At 62.9% G+C, this 24,082-nt stretch carries 29 protein-coding genes; 12 read left to right on the forward strand and 17 right to left on the reverse strand.

All coding sequences use genetic code 11. The annotated features are described in order from the left end of the window. Positions 1-5 precede the first annotated feature (5 nt). Positions 6-527, forward strand: coding sequence for a hypothetical protein (locus tag ABIE52_RS04605; RefSeq protein ID WP_042445775.1), 522 nt, complete (start codon positions 6-8; stop codon positions 525-527). Positions 528-575: 48 nt separating this feature from the next. Here the strand turns inward: ABIE52_RS04605 and ABIE52_RS04610 are convergent, their stop codons facing one another. Continuing rightward, positions 576-1,262 carry a GntR family transcriptional regulator gene (locus ABIE52_RS04610; RefSeq protein ID WP_003941581.1) on the reverse strand — a complete coding sequence of 229 codons (687 nt, stop codon included), beginning with the start codon at positions 1,260-1,262 and terminating at the stop codon, positions 576-578. Positions 1,263-1,390: 128 nt separating this feature from the next. On the opposite strand from ABIE52_RS04610, the gene ABIE52_RS04615 reads away from it, so the two are divergent. Genes ABIE52_RS04615 through ABIE52_RS04625 form a run of 3 tightly spaced genes read left to right on the forward strand, consistent with a single transcriptional unit; the run spans position 1,391 to position 4,309 of the window. Further along, the gene (locus ABIE52_RS04615; protein WP_192712978.1) at positions 1,391-2,311 is read left to right on the forward strand and encodes a sulfurtransferase; all 921 of its coding nucleotides are present in this window, start codon (positions 1,391-1,393) and stop codon (positions 2,309-2,311) included. A 43-nt stretch (positions 2,312-2,354) separates the two neighbouring features. Then, positions 2,355-3,200, forward strand: coding sequence for a hydroxyethylthiazole kinase (gene thiM, locus ABIE52_RS04620; protein WP_192712979.1), 846 nt, complete (start codon positions 2,355-2,357; stop codon positions 3,198-3,200). After that, positions 3,200-4,309 (forward strand): LLM class flavin-dependent oxidoreductase, encoded by a 1,110-nt coding sequence (locus ABIE52_RS04625; RefSeq protein ID WP_042445783.1) that lies wholly within the window; start codon positions 3,200-3,202, stop codon positions 4,307-4,309. The genes thiM and ABIE52_RS04625 overlap by 1 nt, the downstream gene beginning before the upstream one ends. Here the strand turns inward: ABIE52_RS04625 and ABIE52_RS04630 are convergent. Both ABIE52_RS04630 and ABIE52_RS04635 read right to left on the reverse strand, forming a co-directional pair. Next, the gene (locus tag ABIE52_RS04630; RefSeq protein WP_042445785.1) at positions 4,302-4,652 is read right to left on the reverse strand and encodes an inorganic pyrophosphatase; all 351 of its coding nucleotides are present in this window, start codon (positions 4,650-4,652) and stop codon (positions 4,302-4,304) included. The two genes, ABIE52_RS04625 and ABIE52_RS04630, sit on opposite strands and share 8 nt — an antisense overlap. 2 nt (positions 4,653-4,654) lie before the next feature. Next, positions 4,655-5,434, reverse strand: coding sequence for a helix-turn-helix domain-containing protein (locus ABIE52_RS04635; protein WP_223304497.1), 780 nt, complete (start codon positions 5,432-5,434; stop codon positions 4,655-4,657). Positions 5,435-5,490: 56 nt separating this feature from the next. Here ABIE52_RS04635 and ABIE52_RS04640 point away from each other — a divergent pair, with 56 nt between their 5' ends. Beyond that, positions 5,491-5,883, forward strand: a complete 393-nt coding sequence (locus ABIE52_RS04640) for a VOC family protein (protein WP_003941628.1) — start codon at positions 5,491-5,493, stop codon at positions 5,881-5,883. Between the two features lie 72 nt (positions 5,884-5,955). Here the strand turns inward: ABIE52_RS04640 and ABIE52_RS04645 are convergent, their stop codons facing one another. From ABIE52_RS04645 to ABIE52_RS04665, 5 genes are all read right to left on the reverse strand, one after another. After that, the gene (locus tag ABIE52_RS04645) at positions 5,956-6,999 is read right to left on the reverse strand and encodes an alpha/beta hydrolase (protein ID WP_172827113.1); all 1,044 of its coding nucleotides are present in this window, start codon (positions 6,997-6,999) and stop codon (positions 5,956-5,958) included. A 151-nt stretch (positions 7,000-7,150) separates the two neighbouring features. Further along, entirely contained in the window at positions 7,151-7,489 is a 339-nt protein-coding gene (locus ABIE52_RS04650) for a DUF3349 domain-containing protein (protein WP_042445790.1), read from the reverse strand. Positions 7,490-7,500: 11 nt separating this feature from the next. Further along, positions 7,501-7,827 carry a DUF3349 domain-containing protein gene (locus tag ABIE52_RS04655; RefSeq protein ID WP_003941653.1) on the reverse strand — a complete coding sequence of 109 codons (327 nt, stop codon included), beginning with the start codon at positions 7,825-7,827 and terminating at the stop codon, positions 7,501-7,503. A 34-nt stretch (positions 7,828-7,861) separates the two neighbouring features. Continuing rightward, positions 7,862-8,143 carry a hypothetical protein gene (locus tag ABIE52_RS04660; RefSeq protein WP_003941641.1) on the reverse strand — a complete coding sequence of 94 codons (282 nt, stop codon included), beginning with the start codon at positions 8,141-8,143 and terminating at the stop codon, positions 7,862-7,864. 14 nt (positions 8,144-8,157) lie between these two features. Next, on the reverse strand, positions 8,158-9,345 hold the full coding sequence (locus ABIE52_RS04665) for an inorganic phosphate transporter (protein ID WP_192712980.1): 1,188 nt from the start codon (positions 9,343-9,345) through the stop codon (positions 8,158-8,160). 187 nt (positions 9,346-9,532) lie between these two features. Between ABIE52_RS04665 and ABIE52_RS04670 the strand changes: the two genes are divergently transcribed. From ABIE52_RS04670 to ABIE52_RS04680, 3 genes are all read left to right on the forward strand, one after another. Continuing rightward, positions 9,533-9,928, forward strand: a complete 396-nt coding sequence (locus ABIE52_RS04670) for a PPOX class F420-dependent oxidoreductase (RefSeq protein WP_042445944.1) — start codon at positions 9,533-9,535, stop codon at positions 9,926-9,928. 96 nt (positions 9,929-10,024) lie between these two features. Next, a complete protein-coding gene (locus tag ABIE52_RS04675; RefSeq protein WP_003941615.1) occupies positions 10,025-10,483 on the forward strand; it encodes a DUF5994 family protein in 459 nt (152 codons plus the stop codon). Between the two features lie 320 nt (positions 10,484-10,803). Continuing rightward, the gene (locus ABIE52_RS04680) at positions 10,804-11,121 is read left to right on the forward strand and encodes a hypothetical protein (protein WP_228232664.1); all 318 of its coding nucleotides are present in this window, start codon (positions 10,804-10,806) and stop codon (positions 11,119-11,121) included. 42 nt (positions 11,122-11,163) lie between these two features. On the opposite strand, the gene ABIE52_RS04685 is transcribed toward ABIE52_RS04680, so the two are convergent. After that, positions 11,164-11,523, reverse strand: a complete 360-nt coding sequence (locus tag ABIE52_RS04685; RefSeq protein WP_341514393.1) for an alpha/beta fold hydrolase — start codon at positions 11,521-11,523, stop codon at positions 11,164-11,166. After that, a complete protein-coding gene (locus ABIE52_RS04690) occupies positions 11,514-12,056 on the reverse strand; it encodes an alpha/beta fold hydrolase (protein WP_354541461.1) in 543 nt (180 codons plus the stop codon). The genes ABIE52_RS04685 and ABIE52_RS04690 overlap by 10 nt, the downstream gene beginning before the upstream one ends. A 158-nt stretch (positions 12,057-12,214) precedes the next feature. Between ABIE52_RS04690 and ABIE52_RS04695 the strand changes: the two genes are divergently transcribed. Both ABIE52_RS04695 and ABIE52_RS04700 read left to right on the forward strand, forming a co-directional pair. Continuing rightward, positions 12,215-13,180, forward strand: a complete 966-nt coding sequence (locus tag ABIE52_RS04695; protein ID WP_007735427.1) for a helix-turn-helix transcriptional regulator — start codon at positions 12,215-12,217, stop codon at positions 13,178-13,180. 121 nt (positions 13,181-13,301) lie between these two features. Continuing rightward, a complete protein-coding gene (locus tag ABIE52_RS04700) occupies positions 13,302-13,922 on the forward strand; it encodes a YdeI/OmpD-associated family protein (protein WP_042445829.1) in 621 nt (206 codons plus the stop codon). Between the two features lie 143 nt (positions 13,923-14,065). Here the strand turns inward: ABIE52_RS04700 and glnA are convergent, their stop codons facing one another. Continuing rightward, positions 14,066-15,502, reverse strand: a complete 1,437-nt coding sequence (glnA, locus tag ABIE52_RS04705; protein ID WP_003941609.1) for a type I glutamate--ammonia ligase — start codon at positions 15,500-15,502, stop codon at positions 14,066-14,068. A gap of 213 nt (positions 15,503-15,715) precedes the next feature. Here glnA and ABIE52_RS04710 point away from each other — a divergent pair, with 213 nt between their 5' ends. Next, positions 15,716-16,189: an RDD family protein gene (locus tag ABIE52_RS04710; protein WP_003941579.1), complete on the forward strand. Its 474-nt coding sequence runs from the start codon at positions 15,716-15,718 to the stop codon at positions 16,187-16,189. A gap of 73 nt (positions 16,190-16,262) precedes the next feature. Here the strand turns inward: ABIE52_RS04710 and ABIE52_RS04715 are convergent, their stop codons facing one another. The 5 genes from ABIE52_RS04715 to sucB form a co-directional block, all read right to left on the reverse strand. Next, a complete protein-coding gene (locus ABIE52_RS04715; RefSeq protein WP_192712981.1) occupies positions 16,263-17,018 on the reverse strand; it encodes a DUF4191 domain-containing protein in 756 nt (251 codons plus the stop codon). Between the two features lie 76 nt (positions 17,019-17,094). Continuing rightward, entirely contained in the window at positions 17,095-18,105 is a 1,011-nt protein-coding gene (gene lipA / locus ABIE52_RS04720; protein ID WP_003941610.1) for a lipoyl synthase, read from the reverse strand. Between the two features lie 51 nt (positions 18,106-18,156). Further along, a complete protein-coding gene (gene lipB, locus ABIE52_RS04725) occupies positions 18,157-18,918 on the reverse strand; it encodes a lipoyl(octanoyl) transferase LipB (protein ID WP_003941602.1) in 762 nt (253 codons plus the stop codon). Between the two features lie 29 nt (positions 18,919-18,947). After that, positions 18,948-19,835 carry a TIGR01777 family oxidoreductase gene (locus ABIE52_RS04730; RefSeq protein WP_007730042.1) on the reverse strand — a complete coding sequence of 296 codons (888 nt, stop codon included), beginning with the start codon at positions 19,833-19,835 and terminating at the stop codon, positions 18,948-18,950. 120 nt (positions 19,836-19,955) lie between these two features. Next, positions 19,956-21,704 carry a 2-oxoglutarate dehydrogenase, E2 component, dihydrolipoamide succinyltransferase gene (gene sucB, locus ABIE52_RS04735; RefSeq protein ID WP_058039509.1) on the reverse strand — a complete coding sequence of 583 codons (1,749 nt, stop codon included), beginning with the start codon at positions 21,702-21,704 and terminating at the stop codon, positions 19,956-19,958. Positions 21,705-22,068: 364 nt separating this feature from the next. On the opposite strand from sucB, the gene ABIE52_RS04740 reads away from it, so the two are divergent. Beyond that, on the forward strand, positions 22,069-22,419 hold the full coding sequence (locus ABIE52_RS04740; protein WP_003941713.1) for a hypothetical protein: 351 nt from the start codon (positions 22,069-22,071) through the stop codon (positions 22,417-22,419). Between the two features lie 55 nt (positions 22,420-22,474). On the opposite strand, the gene ABIE52_RS04745 is transcribed toward ABIE52_RS04740, so the two are convergent. After that, a complete protein-coding gene (locus ABIE52_RS04745) occupies positions 22,475-23,992 on the reverse strand; it encodes a leucyl aminopeptidase (protein WP_019748919.1) in 1,518 nt (505 codons plus the stop codon). Between the last annotated feature and the right edge of the window lie 90 nt (positions 23,993-24,082).

The raw sequence follows: 24,082 nt of genomic DNA on the forward strand, positions 1-24,082 counted from the left end.
CCATCATGGCCACCACGCTCACCGTGACCGATCACGGGACGATGCTCGACTTCACGTACGAGGACGCCCTCCGCTATCACGGTCCGCAGGCCCCGGGCGGCGTGGCGCATGCCTACAAGGTTCTCGAGCGCGCTCTCGGTGTGCTCGGCGGGGAAGGCTCCGTCGAGCGTCGCGAGCTGGTCGTCACCACCGCACACGGCGGACCAGGAGTGCGCGATGCGTTCGAGTTGGTCACGCGCGCGGTGACCGAAGGGCGGTACACCGTTGACAGTTCCTTGGCCAGGCGTGAACGTGGAAATACGCTCGCGCTGTATGTATTTCGGATCACCTATCGCGGCGCGAGCGTCACGCTGACTGTTCGGGAGGGGTTCGTCGTCGACGAGTTCATTACTCTGTCCCGTAAGTCCGACCGGACGGCCGAAGACGAGTCACGGCTGACAGAGCTCAAGCAGGAGATGGCGGATCGAGTGATGTCGAGCCCGGCCGAGAGCGTGTACGACGTCGACACCGGCACGCTCCCCGTCTGAGCGACGGCGGCGCAGGCGTCAGTGTGCAGAACTCGGGGCTGTCTGAAGTCAGCGGCTGGCGAACATCCTTATTCGTTGGTCGCGGCTGCGCTCGAGATGGTTGCGCATGTGACCACGTGCGGACGATTCGTCCCGGGCGCGGATGGCGTTCAGGATCTCTTGATGCTCCGAATTGAGCAGGTCAGGTTCGCCGTAGTTCGACGGCGGGCCGCTGTCGTAGATTCGCAATTGGGTGGTGAGGCGGATCAGCAATGAGGTGATCGTGGAATTGTGGGCGGCCTGCCAGAGGGCCTCGTGAAACTTGAAGTTTCCGGCACGAACCTCGGTGCCTTCTGTTGCAGTGCAGCAGAACTCGTGCAATCCGTCCAGGCGGGCAAGGTCGAGATCGCTGTGGCGGAGTGCGGCGGCGCCGGCGGCTTCCGATTCGAGGGCAACCCGCGCTGCGTAGATTTCGATGACGTCCTCGGGTGTGCCGGAACGGACACGAAAACCGCGGGCGGCTCGTTCGAGTAGACCGTCGTGCGCGAGCCAGTTGAGTGCCTCGCGGATCGGGGTACGCGATGCGCCGTACGATTCGCACAATTGAGTCTCGTGCAGCGGAGAGCCCTGGGGGAACTTGCCGGCCAGGATGTCGGCTCGCAGGCGCAGGTACTGCCGCGAGGTCTGATCGGACCGGCCCAGCGCAGCCTCCGGCACCAGCAGATCGGTGGTGCTCGTATCGGCGTCGAGATCCATGTGTCCTCATTCCTGTGCATGCAAGTAGAGCGCGTTCGATTATGCCATCGGCGACGAGTGAGTACTTGCGTATACGCTAGTACTCATTTAGGTTCGTGCTTGTTCGTTTCCGAGGGAGAGGGTCCGAAGTGGCTGGAGAGACCGCGTCGCCGCTGGTGAGTGCTGCTGAACTCGACGCGATGCTGCGCGAGGGAGGCGTCGCTGTGCTCGACGCGACGGTTCATTTTCCTCCCGCGCGATTCGACGGCGACTATCGCCCGGAGTCCGGGTACGACGGCTGGGTTTCCTCGCACATCCCGGGTTCCCGACACGTCGACCTCATGGACGTCTTTTCCGAAAGGGAAGCGGCGCTGCATTTCACACGCCCGTCAACGGAGCAGTTGATGTCCGATCTCCAATCCAGTGGTATCGAACCGGGTGCGACAATCGTGATCTACGACCAGGGTTCGACCACTTGGGCATCACGGCTCTGGTGGGTGTTTCGCAACGCCGGCATCGAAGCAAGGGTCCTCGACGGTGGCCTCGCCGAATGGACTCGATGCGGCTTCGCCCTCGCGAGCGGCGACGACGTCACCCGCACGTCGGCGTCGAAGCGTTGGAGTGTGACGGACCTTGGCCTGTGGGTCGATCTACCTCGCGTTGCCTCACTGTCCGCAGGAGAAGAAGCCGGAACGCTGGTGTGCGCGCTGGCGCCTGAGCAGTACGAGGGAACGGAGAAGACGCGATATTCGCGACGCGGACATATTCCGTCAAGTGTGAATCTGTCTGCGAAGGGTCTTCTCGACGCCGATGCCCGGATGCTTCCGGCGGACGATGTTCGGTCGAAATCTGCTGACGTTCTACCACCCGTCGCTGAACCTGTCGTGATCTATTGCGGCGGTGGAGTTTCGGCGTGCCTGACAGCACTCGCACTGATCCGCGGCGGCTATGAGGACGTCAAGGTCTACGACGGTTCGTTGGAGGAATGGACTGCAGATCCGACTTTGCCGATGGTTGTCGGCGGTGAGCCCGGCGGCGCGCTTGCGGATGTTCGATGTCCGCGGTCCTGAATCGCCGCAGTCCTCAATTACCTCCCGTCCTGAAGGAATTCTCATGTCTGACACTGTCTCTGTCGAAACCGTCGCGTCGGCGATCGACGCACTCCGCGATCAGGTACCGCTCGTCCAGTCGCTGACCAACATCGTTTCTGCGAACTTCTTGACCAATGTTCTGCTCGCCGCCGGCGCAAGCAACGCTCACATCGACAACGTCCACGAAGCGGGTGGGTTCGCTGCCGTCGCCGGGGGAGTGCTCGTCAACCTCGGAACGCCGGACGACGGGACAGCCGAAGCTTTCCTGATAGCAGCAGAAGCGGCCCGAACTGCGGGTACGCCATGGGTTTTGGATCCCGTCGGTGTCGGCGGACTACCCTGGCGGAGCGGTATCGCTGTGGATCTGCTGCGCTTTCACCCCAGCGCCATCCGCGGGAACGCATCGGAGATCATCGCTCTGGCCGGACTCGGCGGTGACACCCGCGGCGTCGACAGTGCCTCCGATTCCGCCGACGCAGTGCCCGCCGCTCTGTCACTCCTGAAGCATGCGGATGCCGTGTCGGCATCCGGACCGGTCGACTACATCGTCGGCCGCGATGGTGGCGGCGACGTTCGGGGCATCCGAGTCTCCGGTGGCAGCGCTCTGTTGCCGCGCGTGACCAGTACCGGTTGCTCTCTGGGAGGCCTGGTCGCTGCCTACCTCGCCGTGACGCCGACCGCGCTGGACGGATTGGTTGCCGCGCACACGCATGTTGCCGTGGCATCGGAGATCGCCGAGGAAAATGCCTCGGGCCCCGGTTCTTTCGCGGTCGCATACCTCGACGCGCTCTACAGCGTGAATGCGGACACCATCCGTTCGCGTGCCCGAATCGAATCGTTCGACCTGCCGGCTGGAGTGCAGAACTGATGGGCATCAAGACATTCTGGTATCTCACCCAGGCAGACGGGGACTACCCGTGGAGCCCCGGTGGGCTGTTCCCCGTGGACGGGGCCAGGCAGATCGAGCTCGCGAAGACCATCGACGACGGCGGATTCGAAGGTGCGCTTGTTGCCACCTGGCCGAACGATCCGTTCATCTCGGCGACGTGGGCGGCAGCGCACACCACGCGCATGAAGTTCCTCGTCGCCGTCTACGCGAACATGACGCCGGCGCGACTGCTGGCGGAGAAGGCATTGACTTTCGACGCCTTCAGCGGCGGCCGACTGTTGATCAACTCGGTCAACGGACGCGAGAACATCCTGACCAAGTACGACATGAACGTGCCCCACGACGAGCGTTACGAGTTGGGGGAGCAGTACTGGGCGGACTTCCGCCGCATCTACGCCGAAGGCACGGAGTCGAACTTTCCCAACACACCACTGCGTATCGATGCGCCCGCTGGGCATCAGGTTCCGCTGTGGGGTACCGGTGATTCGCCTGCAGGCCTGGCGAATTCAGGCAAGGTGCTCGACACCTACTTGGCGATGCTGCGCGAGACTTCGTTCATCGAAGACAAATTCTCTGCCGCACGGGCGGCGGCGGAGGCAGCCGGGCGCGAGTTCACCGACTTCGGTGCGCTCACCGGTGTGATCGTTCGCCCCACCAAGGCGCAGGCGCACGACCGGTTCCGTTCGTTGTTCGAGAAGACGGGCGTCGAGCAGATCGCTCATGTCTTGGACAACGCAGTGCGTCGTCGTACTCAGGGGAAGCAAGACCTCAAGACCTTCACCGCCCGCGACGCTCAGCGGCAGGGTTGGGCGGACAAGATTGCCTCCGGCCGACTTCCGGAACCGGAGGAGTTGTACGTCGGTGACGGGCTGTACGCGGGTATCACGGCGTGGTCACCCCTCGACATCTTCGGCACCGGGTCATCGGCGGTGTATTACGTCGGCGATCCGGATTCGATCACGGACTCGGTACGCACGCTTCGCGGCCGAACCGGTTTGACTGCACTGATCCTGGCAGGTTGGCCGCTGATCGAGGAAGCGAAGTGGGTTGCGGAGCATCTTGTTCCGCGATTCGACGAACTCAGCTGACGGCGCGCCGCAAGACAGTGGCACCGAGACCTAGAACGTCACGGAGAAATATTGTGGCAGTGTCGATTTCAGGCGCAGTACATTCGAGAAGGATCTTGACTTCCACGTCCTTCTTGACGATGTCGGCAACAACGGCCACGGCGACAACACCGTTGCCGACGGCCGAGCCTCGGAACAGATCGATCCCGTCGCCGTCCGCGCTGACCGTGCCGTCGAGATAGCCGTAGTCGAGCGGATAGATCGCATCGGGGTACCGCGGGTGTGCCGACCCTCGGGGGCGATCGATCACGACAGCTGACGTGGCAGCCAGGTGATCGAGGGCGGCGAACAGTTCTTCGCTCATCGTTACCGGTGCTCACGCAGTAGCTGAGTCGGTGTCAGACCTGCCAGTGCACGCGTATCGCGTGCGAGGTGGGCTTGGTCGGCGTAGCCGGCGCGACCGGCCAGCGACGACAGCGTGAGTTTTGCGCCGCGGCTGAGAGTCAACACGTCCTGCATTCGTTGCACCTTCTGAATCAGTTTGGGGGACAGCCCGACCGCTGACGTGATCGATCGTCTGAAATGACGTTCGGAAACACCGAGGTCTGCAGCAATCTCTCGTATCGGCGTGGAAGGGGAGGAGATGAGCGCGGAGTAACCACGCTCGATTCCGTGGTCGGGTTCCAGTCCGCGCCACAACTGGCCCAGTAGGTGAGCGTCGACTGCCTCGTGGCTCAGGGCGTCGGCAAGTACCCGCGCTTGTCTGGAAGTGAGGATGTCGTCGAAGGCGATCTTCGAATCCTGCACCGCGTCGGCAGCTGTGCCGAGCAGGCTCCGCAGAGCCGGTGGATTGATCCGGATGCCCCACATGGTTGTACCGGCGGCGACCGAAACCAGATCGGCACCGGTGGCAGGTCCGACGAGCCACGACTTTCCGGTGCTGTCGACGATGAAGTCGGCGCAGAGATCGGGAAGAATCCGCTTTGCTTCCGTGGGCGTATGGGCTTCGCTGGTGCTTTTCCACGTGCAACTGAAGAGGCCGGCCGAACCGGTGATCCGAGTCTCGACATAGGTGTGGCCGTTTTGTTCAAGACTCGACGCTACCGTCCGACTACCGTCGAGAGCGAGGGTGTCAGTGCCGGTCATCAGATCATCGTCACACACTCGCCGATCACTTCTCGACCCGAAACAGGAGAAATACCGTGTCCGTCTCTCCGAGACTCGATCTCGTCGGAATCGTCACCAACGATCTCGCGCGTTCCCTCGCGTTCTACCGAACCCTCGGGCTCGACATTCCGGAAACACCCGCTGACGCTCCGCATGTGGAGTTCACTTTCGACGGTGGGCTTCGGCTGGCCTGGGACGCGCTGTCCACCATCGCGAGCTTCGATCCGGACTTCGCTGTCGGGGAAGGTCGACACCCCGTCGCTTTGGCCTTCGATTTCGGGACTCCCGCCGCAGTAGACGAGGCGTATCAGCGCATGACAGCCGACTTCCCCGGGCACAAGGCGCCCTTCGACGCCGTATGGGGGCAGCGTTACGCCGTTCTTCTCGATCCCGACGGCAATACCGTGGATCTCTTTGCCGCGCTCTGAATTCGAACGACGCAGGCCCCGAACGAATATCGGTCGGGGCCTGCGGTTGTCGGTGATCGAGTCGTTGTCAGTTCACCAAGCGTTCAGGGTGTCGAGGATCTGGCCTCGGGCCTTCCACAGTTCTGCACCCCAGTACGGCCACGAATGAGTGCCGTTGGCCGGGAAGCTGTACGTTGCCGGAATTCCCAGGGAGTTCATGCGCAGTTGGAATGCCCGTGAGTTCATCAAGGCAAGGGCCTCGAGCCCGATGGCACTACCGGTATTCACGAAGTCGACGGGCCGACGCGGTTGATCGAACTGCCCGGGCAGGCCGCTCGCAGCGGATATGTACAGCGAGAGCCCAGCCAGTTCGGGTGCAAACACGAAGGGATCGTTGCGGAGCCAAGCGGGGTTCCACGGCGGTCCCCACATTGCATCGACATTGAAGGACCCGGCGCTGACCATGGCCACCCGGATCGCCTCACGCATGCCTGGAGCTGAGATGTTGAGGTATCCCGAGAGCGAACCGGCGAACTTGAACTGATCGCGGTGGTAGGCGGCTAGCGTCAGTGCCGCGCTGCCACCCATGGACAGTCCGAGCACGCCGTTGTTGGTTCGGGAGACGCCGCGCGATTCCAGATAGGCGGGAAGTTCCTGGGTGAGGAAGGTTTCCCATTTGTACGTGACCGGCTGGCGATTCAAATTGCTGTTCGCATACCAGTCGGAGTAAAAGCTGGACTGCCCGCCGACCGGCATGACCAGGGTGACGTTGTCGCCGCGATACTGCTCGAGAGCGTTGGTCTCGAAACTCCATGCGTTTCGGTCGTCGCGTGCTCGTAGGCCATCGAGAAGATAGAGCGCCGCGTTGCCGCCGCGCGAAGCCCACTGGATCTGAACCTTGATCGGTCCCATCGACGAGTCGACGAACACTTCCTCGTAGCCACCGGCCGGGGCGGTACGCGCGGGCGCTGCGGTCGCTACCGATCCGCTGATCAGGCCTGCGGTCAGGGGGAGTGCGAGTGCTGTCGCTGCGAGGCCCAGGATCCGACGCTTGATTCGTTTCGAAATACGGTTTCTCGAAAGATCCGGGTTCGAAATATCTGGGTTCTTCGCCAAATCTGTGTGAGCCTCGTGCATGTATCACTCCCGCCCCAAAGGTGCTTGCACACCGAAATCCGACCGAGCCCCCCGAGGCGCGGAATTCCTTATGACACTAAGTGGTCTGTATTGACCTCGACGGCACCGTTACCGGTTCGTTATCAAACTGGTCCGATTTACCGTAATGCCGTCAGGCGTCGTCGACCGGAGGTTGTGCCACGATTTGCCAACCTCCACGAATCAGGTGTTCACGTACCCGAGCGACGTCCGATTCGTGCGGAATATCGTCGGTGACCTTGGTGATGAGGACGCCGATGTCGATCGGATCGACCGAACCGGGAAAGTCCATCGGATCGACCGGAAGCGGAAAGCCGGCGACGAGATCGTCAGCAAGAACGGCGATCTCGTCGTCGGACAGTTGTCGCCGGAGCAGGGCCATCAAAGGGACGTAGTCCTGCTCCGGCACACCGTTCGGATACCCGGCACGCAGCCAGCCGAGTATCGAAGCCAGAAGTGGTGGAAGACTCAACGAATCGAGCTTCAGTGGTTGTCGAGATCAGCGAGGGGCCACCCGGCGGCAGCAAGGACGGAGGCAACGCGCGCGATGTCCTCGTCCGAGGGAGTCTGGCTCGTCAGATCGGCGATCTGAGCGCTGATCTCGTCGCTCGAGATCACCTGGTCGCTGTTGACGTCGCTCAGTTCTGCGAGTGCAGCGCCGATGGCAATGTCTCGAATTTGCGCGTCCGAGAGTTTGCGTCGTAGCAATGCGACCAGCGGAATGCGGTCCTTGGGCGGTATGCCTTCGGGGTAGCCGGCGCGAAGCCAGTCAAGAATGGATTGAGGAAGGGATGGAGTCGGTGCAGTCACGGTGATGTCTTTCCGCTCGTGAGGGTGCACGGGATCAGAAGATCTCGATGCCGAATGTGTGGCTGAGGAAGCCCTGCATGATGAAGAGGATTCCGGTGACGATCGCGATGAGCACGACCGCGAAGCACACCACTGCGCCTGCCACGGCCAACGGACTGCGAGCCGCGACGGCAGTGCTCCCGCCGCCACTGCCACGTTGTCCGGCGTCGAGCGACTTCAGGCCGATTGCGAAGATCGCCGGTAGTCCGGCGCCCAGCAGGAGGCCGACCAGTACGACCTGCCAGAGCGAGTCGACGGTGTTTTTCAAGATATCCATGTCGATTCCCTCTTTCAGGCTTTGACGTCGGTGGTGACGCGGGCGTCCGGACCGGGGACCTCTGCGGGTACCAGGCCGCCGTCCCACTCGGCGTTGACGTTGCTCGGATCGATGGGCTCCTTGCGGGAGCGCAGGTACATCCAGCCGGCCAACGCGATGAGCACGGCGAAGACGACCAGGACACCGGGCAGGCCGCCGACGATGTTGGCCAGTCCCCAGCACAGAGCGCCGACGATTGCAGCGGACGGAAGAGTGATCAACCAGGCGACCGCCATACGTCCGGCTACGCCCCAACGAACTTCGGCGCCCTTGCGTCCCAGACCGGTTCCCATGATGGAACCCGTCGCCACATGGGTGGTGGAGAGCGGAAGGCCGAGGTGGCTGGAGGTGAGAATGATTGCAGCAGAGGATGCTTCGGCTGCCATGCCTTGTGGTGCGGCAATCTCGACAAGTCCCTTGCCGAGAGTGCGGATGACTCGCCAACCGCCGAGGTAGGTTCCGGCAGCGATCGCGAGCGCACAGGTGAGCTTGACCCAGAACGGCATGTCCGCGTCGGCGGAAATGGTTCCGTGGGCGACCAGGGCGAGGAAGATGACGCCCATGGTCTTCTGAGCGTCGTTGGTGCCGTGTGCGAGGGAAACGAGTGAAGCCGAACCGATCTGGCCGAGTCGGAAACCTTTGTCCTTGGTTTCTTCTCCGACGTTGGAGGTGATGCGGTAGATGAGCCAGGTGCCGGCCGCGGCAACCAAGCCGGCCACGACGGGAGCGAGAACTGCGGGGACGACAACCTTGCTGAGGACGCCGCTCCAGGCGACACCGCTCATGCCGAGGGACGCGATGGCGGCGCCGATCAGGCCGCCGAACAGTGCGTGTGAGGAACTCGAGGGGATGCCGAGCAACCACGTTGCCAGGTTCCAGATGATGCCGCCGACAAGGCCGGCGAAGACGATGGTGAGCAGCGCTTGGCCACCCACATTTCCGAGGTTCACCACGCCCTTGGCCACGGTGGCAGCAACCTCTACCGAGAGGAAAGCTCCGACCAGGTTCAAGGAAGCAGACAGAGCGACTGCCACCTTGGGCTTGAGGGCGCCGGTTGCAATCGACGTGGCCATAGCGTTGCCAGTGTCATGAAAACCGTTGGTGAAGTCGAACCCCAGAGCGGTTACGACGACGACGAGGAGAACGATGAGTTCCGCATTCACGAGAAGTCATGTTCCAACACCTCCGGGCCTCAAATCGACCTCAGACGTGGTCGTTCCGCGACATTTCCACCACTCGGCACCTGTTGTTCACCTTCGTCCGGATAATTGTCCGTTTTGAAACTCCTGGGGTAGAGAAAATTCATTCGCGTGCATGGTCGTGGAGGTTGTGGAGGCATACGCTCGTTTCATGTCCCTGGGCGAAGAGAAGACGATCTCGGTCACCACATTCCGTAAGAGCGGTGACGGCGTAGCCACGCCGACGTGGGTCGTGCCTCTGCCTGACGGACGTATCGGCTTCTGGACTTCCTCGAAGTCGGGTAAGGCCAAGCGTCTGCGAAACAACCCACGCGTCACCGTAGTGCCGTGCAACAACCGCGGAAAGGTTGCCGACGGTGCGTCGCCGGTCACCGGGACCGCTCAGTTGGTGAGCGGTGGAGCTGAATTCGACGAGATCCGCAGCAAAGTCAAAGCGAAATACGGTGTGATGGTGCCTATTTCGAAATTCTTCAACACCCTCGGTCACATCGGTAATGGTCCGTTCCCGTACGGCGACACCGGCGTGATCATTTCCGTCGATGCGTAGTCGGGATTGCGTAGCGGAGTAGTCTGAAGGTATGGAACCCACGACCGGGCACCTCTGCCTGACGGTTCCACGAATCCTCCGTCAAGGAGCCTCGTCATGGCGCACATCAGCACTCTCGACTATGCAATGGAAGCGCCGCAGCGCCATGTCGGGCAACCTTTCCCGTCGCCGACGCGGACTCCGCGATTCCTGCTTCGTGGGCAAGGTGCCGTCAAGGCATCGGTTGACGGCGCGTGGTTCCCGTGGACCACGAACGTCACGGCGGAGCTTCACGATCTGATATCCGCACTTTCGCTGAGGTTGGGGCCGATCGCGCGGGTTGCGTTCGACTGGAACACGATCAGCAGCGCGCAGCGTCGTATCGACGAGGTCGACGGACTGGAAGTGCGGGGTCCGTACCCTGGCCAGCCCCACGATTTGATGTATCTCGACGACATCTATGGTCGTCAACTCGTTCTGATGATGATTCCGCCGTACACGGATCCGGACCGCGCGTACGAGATCATGCGGCGGTTGGTTGATCCTGGCCGCAGCGAAACCTATCGGGTGCAGTGAGATCTTTCTGACGTGCGGGGGTCGAATCTCGCGATTCCTGAACATGCGTCCAGTTTGTCTGGTTTGATGGTTCTCGTAACCACGATCTCAGGCGCATTCCTTCAGGTCAGCGCTTGGGCGCGGCAGCTTGACTCCCTGCCGTGTCGTCGGTCCGGCATGTCCACCACCCTCCCACTGTGCGTGAGCGCCGGACCAGAGGAAGCCCCGCCCTCCCCACGGGGGTGGGGCTTCTACTCTGTTCGGGCTGAGCGGCGTTCGCATCGCCGAATCCGCCCGCTTGTTCGGCAGTTCGGGACGCCCTGGCCCGTAGCATCGCCACCGTGAACATTTCCCTACTCGGTGCGGCTGGGCTTCAGGACTGCGCCGACAGTGGAATGGACTGCATGGACGGATTCGAAGCATTCTTTCTTCTGTACGGCGGCGGATTCATTCTCGCCTTGATTTGGCTTTCCCTGTGTCTTGTCGGAACGGCCGATGTGGTTTCTGTGTCCGGGCGAGTCGGTGTGTGGCGCGCTGTCGCCTTCTCTGTCGGGATTTGGCTTGTGCCCATCGTCGGGTTGAGTGCATGGTTTGTTTACCGCCGCTCTCGCCAAATCTCGAAGACGGTCGGTCCGGATCAAGCCCCCTACTGGACTTGAATGAGACTGACATTTTCACTGAGACCGCACCTAGCCTTGAAACTATGTGGCATCCTGCCGTTCCAGCCAGTTCAAGATCGCTTGGTTGGTCTCTTCGGGTCTTTCTTGTTGGATCCAGTGACCGCAATCGAGATTGACTACTTCCACATTGGGCACGAACTCTGTCAGGTTCTCAGCTCTCGCGATCGCGTCACGGTCGCCGTAGATCATGAGTGTGGGCTGTTGGATGATCGGGTCCACCTCCGCCAGCAGATGCCAGTTGCGGTCAAGGTTCCTGTACCAGTTCACACTGCCCGTGAATCCTGTCGATTCGAAGGCGGAGACGAAAACGGCCAATTCTCTATCGCTCATCAGGGGCTCACCGAGTGGTGTCTCTGCTTTGGCGAGATCGATCAGCGCCATACCCGGCTGAGGTTCCCTGAGGGGTTCGTTCTTCCGGTACAGGTTGCGGAGGAACCGGAAGGTGTTGTCTTCGAACACCCGTCCGCGACGCCCGGCTGTCGATTGAAATGGACGAAGTAGAAATCACCGCCAAGCACGGCTTCCATGAACTCAATCCACGGCTGCTCTCCGCGATCCTGGTAGGGCAGGCTCAGGTTGATCACTTTGTTTACCCGGTCCGGGTGCAACAGGGTAAGGCCCCACACGACAAAGGCACCCCAATCGTGACCGACAAAGGTGGCATCGTCGTAGCCGTAGTGATCGAGAAGTGCGATGAGATCACCCGCCAAATGTTCGATGTCATAGTCCGTCACTTCGGTCGGACGTGACGAATTGCCGTAGCCGCGTTGGTTCGGGACGATGACGTGGTAGCCCGCCTCGACAAGGGCGGGCACCTGGTATCGCCAGGAATAGGCGTGCTCTGGCCATCCGTGACACAACACGATGGGTTTCCCGGCATTGCGTCGCCCTGCTTCGAAGACTTCGAGTTCCACGCCGTTCACTGGGATGAGGACGGGCCTGGGGAAGTCGGATGGATTCACGGATGCTCCTTTGAGTCGAGTACCGATCTCGTGTCTGGATCGACCGGTTGCTCCGACGATAGGGAGCATCGTGGACACATAAAGTCCTAGATCGCTGGCAATCTGAAGAAATGCGGAACGATCCCACAGGCCGAGCACTGCAACTGCTCTCGCTCCTTCAGACTCATCGCTTCTGGCACTGTGCCGAACTTGCCGCACGACTCGATGTCACGCAGCGGACGGTGCGCCGCGACATCGATCGCCTACGCGACCTCGGCTATCCGGTCGATTCCACGTCCGGAAAATACGGGGGCTACCGACTTGCAACGGGGGCGCACGTGCCGCCCCTGATCCTCGACGATGACGAGTCCGTGGCGGTAGCCGTCGGACTGCGCTACGCCGCCGAGGCCGCCATCGGAGGCATCGAAGAAACGGCGCTGCGCGCGCTGACGAAGATCGAAACACTCCTGCCCCATCGACTACGCCGACGTGTGTCGGCACTGCATTCGAGCGTCAGTTCCATGCGGCGGGCAAATGACGACATCGTCGATCCCGAAGCACTCAGTGTGCTCGCTGCGGCATGTCGCGACCACGAGCACGTTCGTTTCGACTATCGGCGAGGTGATGGCGAGAGCAGCAGACGACTCGTCGAGTCGCACCGCCTTGTCACGGCGGGGCGTCGTTGGTATCTCGTAGCATGGGACCACCATCGTTCGGATTGGCGAACATTTCGACTGGACCGGCTCTCGGAGCCCTGGCTGGCAGGCAGTCATTTCACGCCACGCGAGATCCCGGGCGGTGACGCGGCAGGCTTCGTCGCGAGATCAGTTGGCTCGCCACCCCGTCACCACGATGCAAAACTCGCCATCGAAGCTACGTTCGCCGACCTCGAGGGCGTACTCAGATGGATTGACCACACACCGATCGAGGTGGCAGCGGACCGCTGCCTTGTCGAGATCCGCAGCGAAGATCTCGGCAGGCTCGCCATGACGGTTGCGCGCATTGCGCTCACCGCCCCAGTGGTCGTCATCGAACCAACCGAGCTTGCCGACACCGTCAGTCGGCTCGCCCTTCACCTCAGGGTCTCGCCACCATGACAGTCAGAAGAGGATTGCGCGACAAGACCATTCACGTCCAAGTTGCCGCGGGGACGTGTTCCCTGCGCAGGCCCCTCGTCTATCGAGACACGTATCCGATTCCCTCTAGGCTGGAGAGTAAGTGACCGATTCGAAATCATCGCCGCCGGCTTCCGTCCACCCTCAGACGTGGAAGTTCGACTACCCGATCATCCACGCCGAGACTCGCGAACAGTGGCGAACTTGGTTGACGGACAATCACACGTCAGGCCGCGGAGTGTGGTTGTGCTCCTGGCGCACCACCACCAGCCGACCACGCTGCCCCTACCCTCAGGCCGTTGAGGAAGCGATCTGCTTTGGGTGGATCGATTCCACCAACACCGTCTTCGACGAAGAGCGCAATTTGCAACTGTTCACACCGCGGAGACGCAAGAGTTCCTGGACCCGACTCAACCGCGAACGCGCAGCTGATATGGAGGCGCGTGGCCTCATGACCGCTGCTGGTCGTGGTGCCATTGCTGCCGCGAAATCCACTGGTTGGTGGACGATTCTCGACCAAGTCGAAGACCTCGAGGAACCATCTGACTTGCAGGCGGCGCTGGACCTGGACACGCAAGCGCGAAGCAACTGGGACAGTTTTCCGCCCAGCGCCCGCAAACAGATGCTGTGGTGGATCGTCAGTGCCGCTCGAGACGCAACACGGGCAGGTCGAATCGCCCATATCGTCAACAATGCGGCCATCGGTCAACGTGCCCGCGGCTGATCCGCGATTCGACCGCGTCCGGTATGAAGGCCGGTCATCATCTGTCCGAGGGGTTTCCCTCGGACGAAACAAGTCCACCCGCCCCGCAGAAGCGGGACGGGCGGACTCGGTACTCGCAGGTCTGACTTACGTCAGGATGCGGATCACACGTCGTAGTAGAGCTCGAACTCGTACGGGTGCGGACGCAGGTTGACCGGAGCGATTTCCTGCTCGCGCTTGAGCGAGATCCAGGTCTCGATCAGGTCGGTGGTGAAGACGCCACCCTCGGTCAGGTACTCGTGATCGGCTTCGAGGCGGTTGATGACCGTCTCGAGGCTGGTCGGAGCCTGCGGGATGTTGCGAGCCTCCTCCGGGGGAAGCTCGTAGAGGTCCTTGTCGACCGGAGCCATCGGCTCGATCTTGTTCTTGATGCCGTCCAGGCCGGCCATCATCTGTGCAGCGAAGTTGAGGTACGGGTTACCCGAGGAGTCGGGTGCGCGGAACTCGAGACGCTTTGCCTTCGGGTTGTTGCCCGTGATCGGGATACGGACAGCTGCCGAGCGGTTGCGCTGGCTGTACACGAGGTTGATGGGGGCTTCGTAGCCCGGCACCAGACGGTGGTACGAGTTGATCGTCGGGTTGGTGAAGGCCAACAGCGACGGAGCGTGGTGCAGGATGCCGCCGATGTAGTGGCGAGCCATGTCCGAGAGGCCCGCGTAGCCGGACTCGTCGTGGAAGAGGGGCTTGCCGTCCTTCCACAGGGACTGGTGGACGTGCATGCCCGAACCGTTGTCACCGAAGAGCGGCTTCGGCATGAAGGTGGCGGACTTGCCGTGCTGCCAGCAGGTGTTCTTGACGATGTACTTGAATAGCTGCAGGTCGTCGGCCGCTGCGAGCAGCGTGTTGAACTTGTAGTTGATCTCCTGCTGTCCGCCGGTGCCGACCTCGTGGTGGCCGCGCTCGAGCTCGAAGCCTGCGTTGGTCAGGTTGGTGGAGATTTCGTCGCGCAGGTCCACGTAGTGGTCGTACGGAGCGACGGGGAAGTAGCCACCCTTGGCGCGAACCTTGTAGCCGAGGTTCGGGGAGCCGTCGGCGTTGGTCTCTGCGCCGGTGTTCCAGGAACCGGAGATGGAATCCAATTCGTAGAAAGCGGAGTTCATGCCGGAGTCGTAGCGAACCGAGTCGAAGATGTAGAACTCGGCCTCGGCGCCGAAGAATGCGGTGTCCGCGATGCCGGTGCTGACCAAGTACTCCTCGGCCTTGCGGGCAACGTTGCGCGGGTCGCGGCTGTAGGACTCACGGGTGAACGGGTCGTGCACGAAGAAGTTGATGTTGAGGGTCTTCGCCTTGCGGAAGGGGTCGATCTGCGCCGTGGTGACGTCGGGAAGCAACATCATGTCGGACTCGTGGATCGACTGGAATCCGCGGACCGAAGATCCGTCGAATGCGAGGCCGTCCTCGAACACGTCCTGGTTGAAAGCAGACGCCGGGATCGAGAAGTGCTGCTGGACGCCGGGCAGGTCGCTGAACCGAATGTCGACGTACTCGATGTTCTCGTCCGCGATGTACTTGATGACCTCTTCGGCCGTGGTGAACGCCACGCTTGTGCTCCTTAAGTCGCTTCAGCCAAGTGATGTCGGTTGAATCCGTCGAGGCAGACGGTAGGGAGCTGGTGTTGCCCGCTCGTCAACCCTTTGTTTCGGCAGTGTTACGCGTCGCAGCATCCTGGGGATTTCCGAAGTCCATGTGACCGGCCACACAGTTAAAACCCGGCAAATCTGGACTACGGTGCTGCGACGCCTATCCTGGACAGCATGGCACGTATCACCGGAACTTGGCTCTCTGGGCCGCAAGCAGCTTTGCCGAAGAGCGCGGACGGCCGTGAGCAGTCGTACCGTGGCGAGCTCCTCGGTTTCCCTCAGGAGGGTCCGGGTTCGCTGGTCGGTTCGGGCCGTCGTATCGCGGCACTGTTGGTGGATTGGGTGATGGCTGTGGGAGTGGCCTCGCTCATCACCGGCGACTTCTTCGACGGTATGACCTCGACTGTCACGCTGATGGTGTGGTTCGCCGTCGGTGTCGTCACCGTGGCTCTGTTCAACTTCACCCCGGGGCAGTTCGTCCTCGGACTTCAGGTTGCGCGTATCGAAGGCCCGATCCGAGTGGGCTTCGTGCGCGCGCTCGGACGTCAGGCACTGCTTGTGTTCGTGATTCCCGCGACCATCACCGACATCGACGGTCGCGGTATGCAGGACCGCGCGACCGGCACTTTGCTCGTGAAATCGCGCTGACACAAATTTCTCGAAGTAATGAAAGACCCGGGTCCGTGTGGGCCCGGGTCTTTCGTTTTGCTGTGGGGGAGTGTCAGCGACGACGAATGGTTCGCTGCATTCCCTTCATCTTCGCGCCTCCGGGCATCGGGCCCTTGGGAAGCGCTGCTCCGCCGCCGCGTGCGCTCAGTGCAGCGAGGCGACCTTCGATGTTGTCCATGCGCTTGGTGTCGATGTTGCGGGGCAACTTGTTCAAGTAGCGCTGGAGCTGCGAGAGCGGAACCTGGCCCTCGTCGTTGCCGATGATGATGTCGTAGATCGGGGTGTCGCCGATGAGGCGGGCGGTCTTCTTCTTCTCCTGCGCGAGGAGGCCCTTGACGCGTTGCGGCGAACCTTCGGCGACGAGGATGACACCCGGCCGTCCGACGACGCGGTGAACGGCATCGAGTTGGGTAGTGCCGGCGACGGCATTCGTGACGCGCCACACACCCTGCATGTTGTCGAGCGCCCACGCAGCGGCACCGGCCTGACCTTCAGCCTTCTTGTACACCGATTTCTGGACGCGACGACCGAAGATGATGAAGGCGCCGAGGAGACCGAGAACGATGCCGATCGGCAGCAGGAACCACTGAAGGCCCCAGATGAGGCCGACCAGGAAGAAGACCAGAGCCGCACCGACGAGGGTGCCGATCATCAGCGGCAGGAGGAGCTTGTCGTCCTTGCGCTGCATCTGGAATGCCTGCCAGAGCTGAGTTCTACGTTCCTTGGAAGCCTGCTTGCGGGCAGCCTTCGCTGCAGCCTTTGCCTCTTTGGTGGGTTTGCCCTTACCGGATTTGCTGCCGTTCGCCATGTACCCAGGATACGTCCATTGCTGTGCGCCTTTACTAACCGCCCGCGGTTAATAAAGGCGCACAGCAAAAAGTGGATCAGCGATTCAGGCGCGCCATGAGTGAGCTGGCTTCCTGGGAAGCGTCGCCGCCCTCGGTCAGATGACGCTGCGCCTCGGGAAGTTCGCGGCCGTGATGTGCCATGGCCTGCGCATACAGGCGGCCGGCGCGGTACGACGAGCGAACCAACGGACCGGCCATGACGCCGGCGAAGCCCATCTCTTCTGCAGCCTTCGAGTGTGCGACGAACTCCTCGGGCTTGACCCACCGCTCGACGGGGTGGTGCCGGGGCGAGGGGCGCAGGTACTGGGTGATGGTGAGGATGTCGCAACCGGCGGCGTGGAGATCTGCCATCGCCTCGGTGACCTCTTCAGGGGTTTCGCCCATGCCGAGGATCAGGTTGGACTTGGTGACCAGTCCGTAGTCGCGTGCTGCGGTGATGACGTCGAGGCTGCGCTGGTACCGGAATGCCGGACGGATCCGCTTGAAGATGCGGGGGACGGTCTCGAGGTTGTGTGCGAGTACCTCGGGGCGTGAGGCGAAGACCTCGTCGAGCAGTTCGGGCTTGCCGTTGAAGTCCGGAACCAGGTTCTCGACGCCGGTGCCCGGGTTGAGTTCGTGGATCTTGCGGACGGTCTCGGCGTAGAGCCAGGCGCCGCCGTCGGGGAGGTCGTCGCGGGCGACGCCGGTGATCGTGGAGTACCGAAGGCCCATGGCCTGAACGCTTTCCGCGACGCGACGGGGCTCGTCGCGGTCGAGGGCTTCGGGCTTGCCGGTGTCGATCTGGCAGAAGTCGCAGCGGCGTGTGCACTGCTCACCGCCGATCAGGAACGTGGCTTCGCGGTCTTCCCAGCACTCGTAGATGTTGGGGCAGCCCGCTTCCTCGCAGACGGTGTGCAAACCTTCACGCTTGACCAGGCCCTTGAGCTCCGTGTACTCGGGGCCCATCTTTGCTCGGGTCTTGATCCAGTTGGGTTTGCGTTCGATGGGCGTCTCCGCGTTTCGGATCTCGAGACGGAGCAGCTTACGTCCTTCTGGGGCGATAGTCACGACAGTGATCCTACGCCCGGTGATTACTGCAACGGGGTTCGGGCGAGCCCGTCAGCTGTACTGAACGGTAGTAAAAGTCGGAGTAGGCGAGGCGCTTTCGAAGGTGACGCGCTCTACGTTCCGTTCGGTGACGGGCATGGTTCCGTCGAGAGCAGCGATCACTGCCTCGGTCACAGCGGGAGTGACTTCGTCCACGGTGACGTCGCGACCGAGTTCATGCGACAGCGTCGTGACCCCGGCGTCACGGATGCCGCAGGGAATGATGTTGTCGAATCCGGTCAGGACCGAATTGCAGTTCAGGGAGAAGCCGTGCAGTGCCACGCCCCGTTGCACGCGCACGCCGATGGCAGAAACCTTGCGCTCGGGCTTCCATTGCCCGTTTGCGAGTTCGGCGGGCAGCCAGACGCCGGAGCGGCCGTCGATGCGCCCGCAGTTCAGGCCGAGGTCCGTGCACACCGTGATCAGTGCTTCCTCGATGCGTCGGACATACCGCACCACGTCGATGGGCTCGGCCAGTTTCACGATCGGATATCCCACCAGCTGGCCGGGGCCGTGCCAGGTGATCTTCCCGCCGCGGTCGACGTCGATGACAGGCGTGCCGTCGACGGGACGATCTTCGGGTTCCGTGCGTCGTCCTGCCGTGTACACCGGCGGGTGTTCGAGGAGCAGTAGCGTGTCCGGTCCGATGTCGTCCGCCCGCGCTGCCGCGAGCTCACGCTGGCGGTCCCACGCGGCGTTGTAGTCGATCGAACCGAGTTGCTCGACGGCGATCGGCAGTTTCGAGAACCGGGCGGAAACGGCAGCGCTGCTCATGGACGTAGAGATTACGCCCGACTTCGGAATCAACCGAGTGCGGCCGCCAGCGCTTCGCCGATCGTGTTGTGGCGGAAAGAGAATCCCGCCTTTTCCAAAGCTGCGGGAATGGCGCGCTGGCCACCGAGGATGCCGCTCTTGGCGAATTCTCCGATCAACGCTTCGAGTGCGAACCCGGGAACGATCCAGGGAGCCGGGCGGTGGACCGCACGGGACATGGCGTCATTGAACTGGGCATTGGTGACAGGGGCCGGACCGGTCAGGTTGACGGGACCGGAGAGTTCGGAATTCGTGAGCGCGAACTTGATCGCGTCGCACTCGTCCTCGAGTGAGATCCACGGAAAGTACTGGCGACCGTTGCCCAGTCGCCCGCCGAGGCCGAACGAATAAAGGCGCCGAAGCCGACCGAGCATGCCCCCATGAGGTGAAATCACGACGCCGGACCGCAGATTGACGACGCGGGCACCCGCCGCACGCGCCGGTTCGGTGGCAAGTTCCCAATCGCGACACGTCGTGGCGAGAAAGTCTGTGCCTGCCGGCGAATCCTCGTCGACGATCTTGTCGCCGGTGTCGCCGTAATAGCCGACGGCGCTCGCGTTGGCGAGGACGGGAACCTTCTCACTCGCGACCGCTTCGGCCAAGACGTCGGTCGCGACGATGCGGCTGTCACGGATCGCTTGCTTGTAGGAACCCGACCACCGTTTGTCACCGATGCCGACGCCGCAGAGGTTCACGACGGCGTCGGCGCCCTGCAGGACGGAGAGGTCCAGACGGTCGTGGTCCGGGTCCCAACGCGATTCGTCGGGGCCGGCGGTCGAGCGTCGCACCAGACGCACCACGTCGTGGTTGTCGGAGCGCAACGATGACACCAAGGCCGTTCCGATCAAACCGGACGAGCCGGCGATGACTACTCGCATTCGGAAAGCCTCCTTCGATTCAGCGTGCTTCGATATCCGAACGTATATCTCCGACCGTACTGAAAAAGCCGGGGCGCCACCTCCTGATGGAGATGACGCCCCGGCCGGCCGAGCAGTTGCTTACAGGCCCAGATCAGCTTCGAACGAGGCTTCTTCCAACCGCTGCTTAACAGTGGTGAGGAATCGGCCGGCGTCGGCGCCGTCGACCAGACGGTGATCGTAGGTCAGCGGCAAGTAGATCATCGAGCGAACGCCGATGGACTCGTTGCCGTTCTCGTCGGTGACCACCATCGGGCGCTTGACGATCGCGCCGGTTCCGAGCATGGCCGCCTGCGGCGGTACCAGGATCGGGGTGTCGAACAGCGCGCCCTGGCTGCCGATGTTGGTGATGGTGAAGGTGCCACCCGAGAGCTCGTCCGGCTTCAGGCCACCCGAGCGTGCACGCTTGGCGATGTCGGCGATGGCTCGGGCCAGGCCGGCCAGGCCGAGATCGCCGGCGTTGTGGATGACGGGGGAGAGCAAGCCCTGATCGGTGTCCACTGCGATGCCGAGGTGTTCAGCGTCGTAGTAGGTGATCTGCTTGGCAGCCTCGTCGTAGCTTGCGTTGATGTTCGGGTGCGACTTCAGCGCCTCGACGACTGCCTTGGCGAAGAACGGAAGGAACGTCAGGTTGACGCCTTCGCGCTCGATGAAGCCGGCCTTGGCACGGGCCCGCAGGGCGACGATCTTGGTGACGTCCACCTCGAAGGTCTGCGTGAGCTGAGCGGTGTTCTGCAGCGACTCACGTGTCTTGGTGGCCGTGATCTGCCGAATACGGTTGGCCTTCTGCGTGGTTCCACGCAGGTGTGCCAGTTCGGGTCGGACGCCTGCGGCTGCGGTGGCGGCCGGTGCGGCCGCGGGTGCTGCAGCAGGAGCAGCGGCGGCGGGAGCCTTCTTGGCCTCCGCAGCGGCGAGCACATCCTGCTTGCGGATGCGGCCGCCGACGCCGGTGCCGGTGACGGTCGCGAGGTCGACGCCGTTGTCCGTGGCGAGCTTGCGCACGAGCGGGGTGACGTACGGGCTGCTGTCACCGGACGCTGCGGGGGCAGCCGCCGGTGCGGGAGCCGCAGCAGGCTTCGGAGCGGGTGCGGCCGGTGCGGCGGCAGGCTTGGGTGCTTCAGCCTTGGGTGCTTCGGCCTTCGGAGCTTCGGCCTTGGGGGCAGGGGGTGCTGCCGGTGCTGCGGGAGCGGCCTTGGGTGCCGGTGCCGCGGCGGGTGCGCCGGAGCCGACGACGGCCAGCTGGCCACCGATCTCGACGGTGTCGTCTTCCTGCGCATTGATCTCGAGCAGGATTCCGGCGACGGGGGACGGGATCTCTGTGTCGACCTTGTCGGTCGAGACCTCGAGCAGCGCCTCGTCGACGGCAACCTCGTCGCCGACAGCCTTGAGCCAGCGGGTGACGGTGCCTTCGGTGACGGACTCGCCGAGGGCGGGCATCGTCACGGCGGTACCTTCAGCGGAACCGCTCGAAGCAGCGGGTGCCTCGGCAGCGGGAGCTTCTTCAGCGGGAGCTTCGGCAGCCGGCGCTTCCTCGGCGGGAGCTTCCTCGGCGGCGGGGGCGGGTGCCTCTGCCGCGGGTGCTGCGGCTTCGCCGGCTTCACCGATCTGGGCGAGCTCGCCACCGATTTCCACGGTGTCGTCTTCCTGCGCGACGATCTTGGTCAGGACGCCGGCGACGGGAGACGGAATCTCGGTGTCGACCTTGTCCGTGGAGACTTCGAGCAAGGGTTCGTCGACTTCGACCGTGTCTCCTTCCTGCTTGAGCCACCGTGTGACAGTTCCCTCGGTGACGCTCTCACCTAGGGCTGGCATCTGGACGGAGAAGGCCATGTCTTTTGACTCCTCGACAGTTGTGTTCGGGTTGTTGAATTTTGTCGACTTGTGGTCGTAATGCATTGTGCTCGAGTGGCGCGCGACGTGCGGCTACTTGTAGCTATTTTGCCGATGTCGACGCGCGAGCGCGGCGTCACCGTCGTTCATCTTTCCATTGATACGCCGGGCGTGTCCGATGAGGGGGATGCCGTCCGTTTCGGGTGTGTCGGCTACTGGCGAGTAGGTATGCGTCGGGGGTCCGGCTGTAACGTCGTAAGCGGACCAAACGGTATGTCGTGCGCAGGCACAACGGACATCGCCTGGCAAACTTGACATATCGCCGGGGTGCATCCGCGGCGTCGGTACCGAGGAGGGTACGACCGTGGGACTGTTCGATCGTTTCAAGCGTCCGCCGAGTGCGGCTCAGGCCGCAGCGCAGAGTGATGCGGATCATCTGGCGAATTGGGCGCACTCGCACGAAGGCGTCGAAGCCTATGTGGAACCGCAGACGACGGTGACCGAGGTGACCGTCGTCCTGGTTGCGAAGGACGGGGAGTGGACTCGTCGTCGTGTCGGCGGCGAACGTGGTGCCCGCAAATTGGGACAAGACCTGAAGATCCCGGTCTACGACGTCCGAAAAACGGGATATCCGCAGCGTATGCGCGATCACGACGAACGTAAGCGAATCGAACGCAAGCGGGCACGAGAGCAGGAATTACGCGACGGCGCCTGAACTGCTGTGCGCCTTTATTAACCGCGGGGGGTTAATAAAGGCGCACAGCAAGGGGTCAGCCGTTGACCGCGATGTCCTCCAGGACCGAGATCATCGTGCGAACGGGAACGCCGGTACCGCCCTTGCCGGTGTAACCCCACGGCCCTGACGTGTTGTAGGCCGGACCCGCGACGTCGATGTGCGCCCACTGGACACCCTCGGGAACGAATTCCTTGAGGTAGTGAGCTGCGACCAGCATGCCGCCCCAGCGGTGCGGGGTGACATTGGCCATGTCGGCGACCTTGGAGTCGAGATCTCCGCGCAATTCCTCCGGCAGCGGCATGGCCCAGCCGTTCTCGCCGACGCTCTGCGAGATGGAGGCGACGCGGTCACGGAACTCGTCGGTGCCCATGACTCCGGGGGTGCGGTTGCCGAGCGCGACCATCTGCGCACCGGTCAGGGTGGCGGTGTCGATCATGTAGTCGGGATCGTCCTCACCCGCGCGAACCATCGCGTCGGCAAGAATCAAACGGCCCTCGGCGTCGGTGTTGACGACCTCGATGGTGATTCCGCCGTACTGGGTCAGCACGTCGCCGGGACGCTGCGCGGTCGCGGACGGCATGTTCTCGGCCATCGGTACGTATGCGACGACGTTGACGGGCAGGCCGAGCTTGGCGGCAAGCACGACGGTGGAGATGACGGCTGCGGCGCCGCCCATGTCCGAGGTCATGTTCTCCATCCCGGCGGCGGGCTTGATGGAGATTCCGCCGGTGTCGAAGGTGATGCCCTTGCCCACCAGTGCGACCTTGCGGGCACCACGCTTCTTCGACGCGTATTCGAGGCGGACGAGACGCGGCTGGCGTGACGAGCCCTTGCCGACGCCGATGATTCCGCCGTAGCCACCCTTCTCGAGTGCCTTCTCGTCGAGAACCTGGACGGTGAGCCCGGCCTCGACGCCCAGTGCCTTCGCGCGCGCGGCGAACTCGGCGGGGTAGAGGTGGCTCGGGGGAGTGTTGACGAACTCGCGTGCGGTGGCGACGGCCTCGGCGATGGCGGCCGACCGTGCCAGCGTCGCTTTGGTCTCCTTCGTGCGCGGCGACGGCACCAGAAGTTCGACGCGGGCCAGTGGCTGCGAATCGGGACCGGGAGCCGTCATGGACGACTTGAATTCGGTGAAGCTGTACGCGCCCAACGCAAATCCCTCGGCGGCTGCACCGAGGTCGAGGATCGAGAGCGTGGTTGCGACGGTGTCGATGCCGGACAACGAGCGAGCTGCGGCGCCGGCGGACTTACGGATCTGCTCGCTGCCGAGCTTGTCGGCAGAGCCGAGTCCGACGGCGAGAACGCTGGTGACCGACAGTTCGCTCGGTGCCGGGACACGAGTGAGCTGCTCGGGCTTGCCCGTGGCGCCGACGGCGATGAGGCTGTCGAGGATCTCGGCGAGTACGTCTTCGGCGACGATGCCTTCGCTGAGTGCGATTTCGGGGCCGTCCGGACCCGACGTCAGACCGACGACCAGTATCTCTGCGCGCTTGGCGACTGTGCCGGCGAGAACGAGGTCGGGTCCCAACGATCGGGCTGTGCGAGTGCTCAAGGTGTCTCCTGTGAGGTGAGTGTGCGATGCGTCCGGTTCTGGCGGATGCCTGAGTCGATGTTAGGCCCTTTGCAGTTTGCGGACGGGCGA

Source organism: Rhodococcus sp. OAS809, assembly GCF_040546695.1.
Classification (GTDB): domain Bacteria; phylum Actinomycetota; class Actinomycetes; order Mycobacteriales; family Mycobacteriaceae; genus Rhodococcus_F; species Rhodococcus_F qingshengii.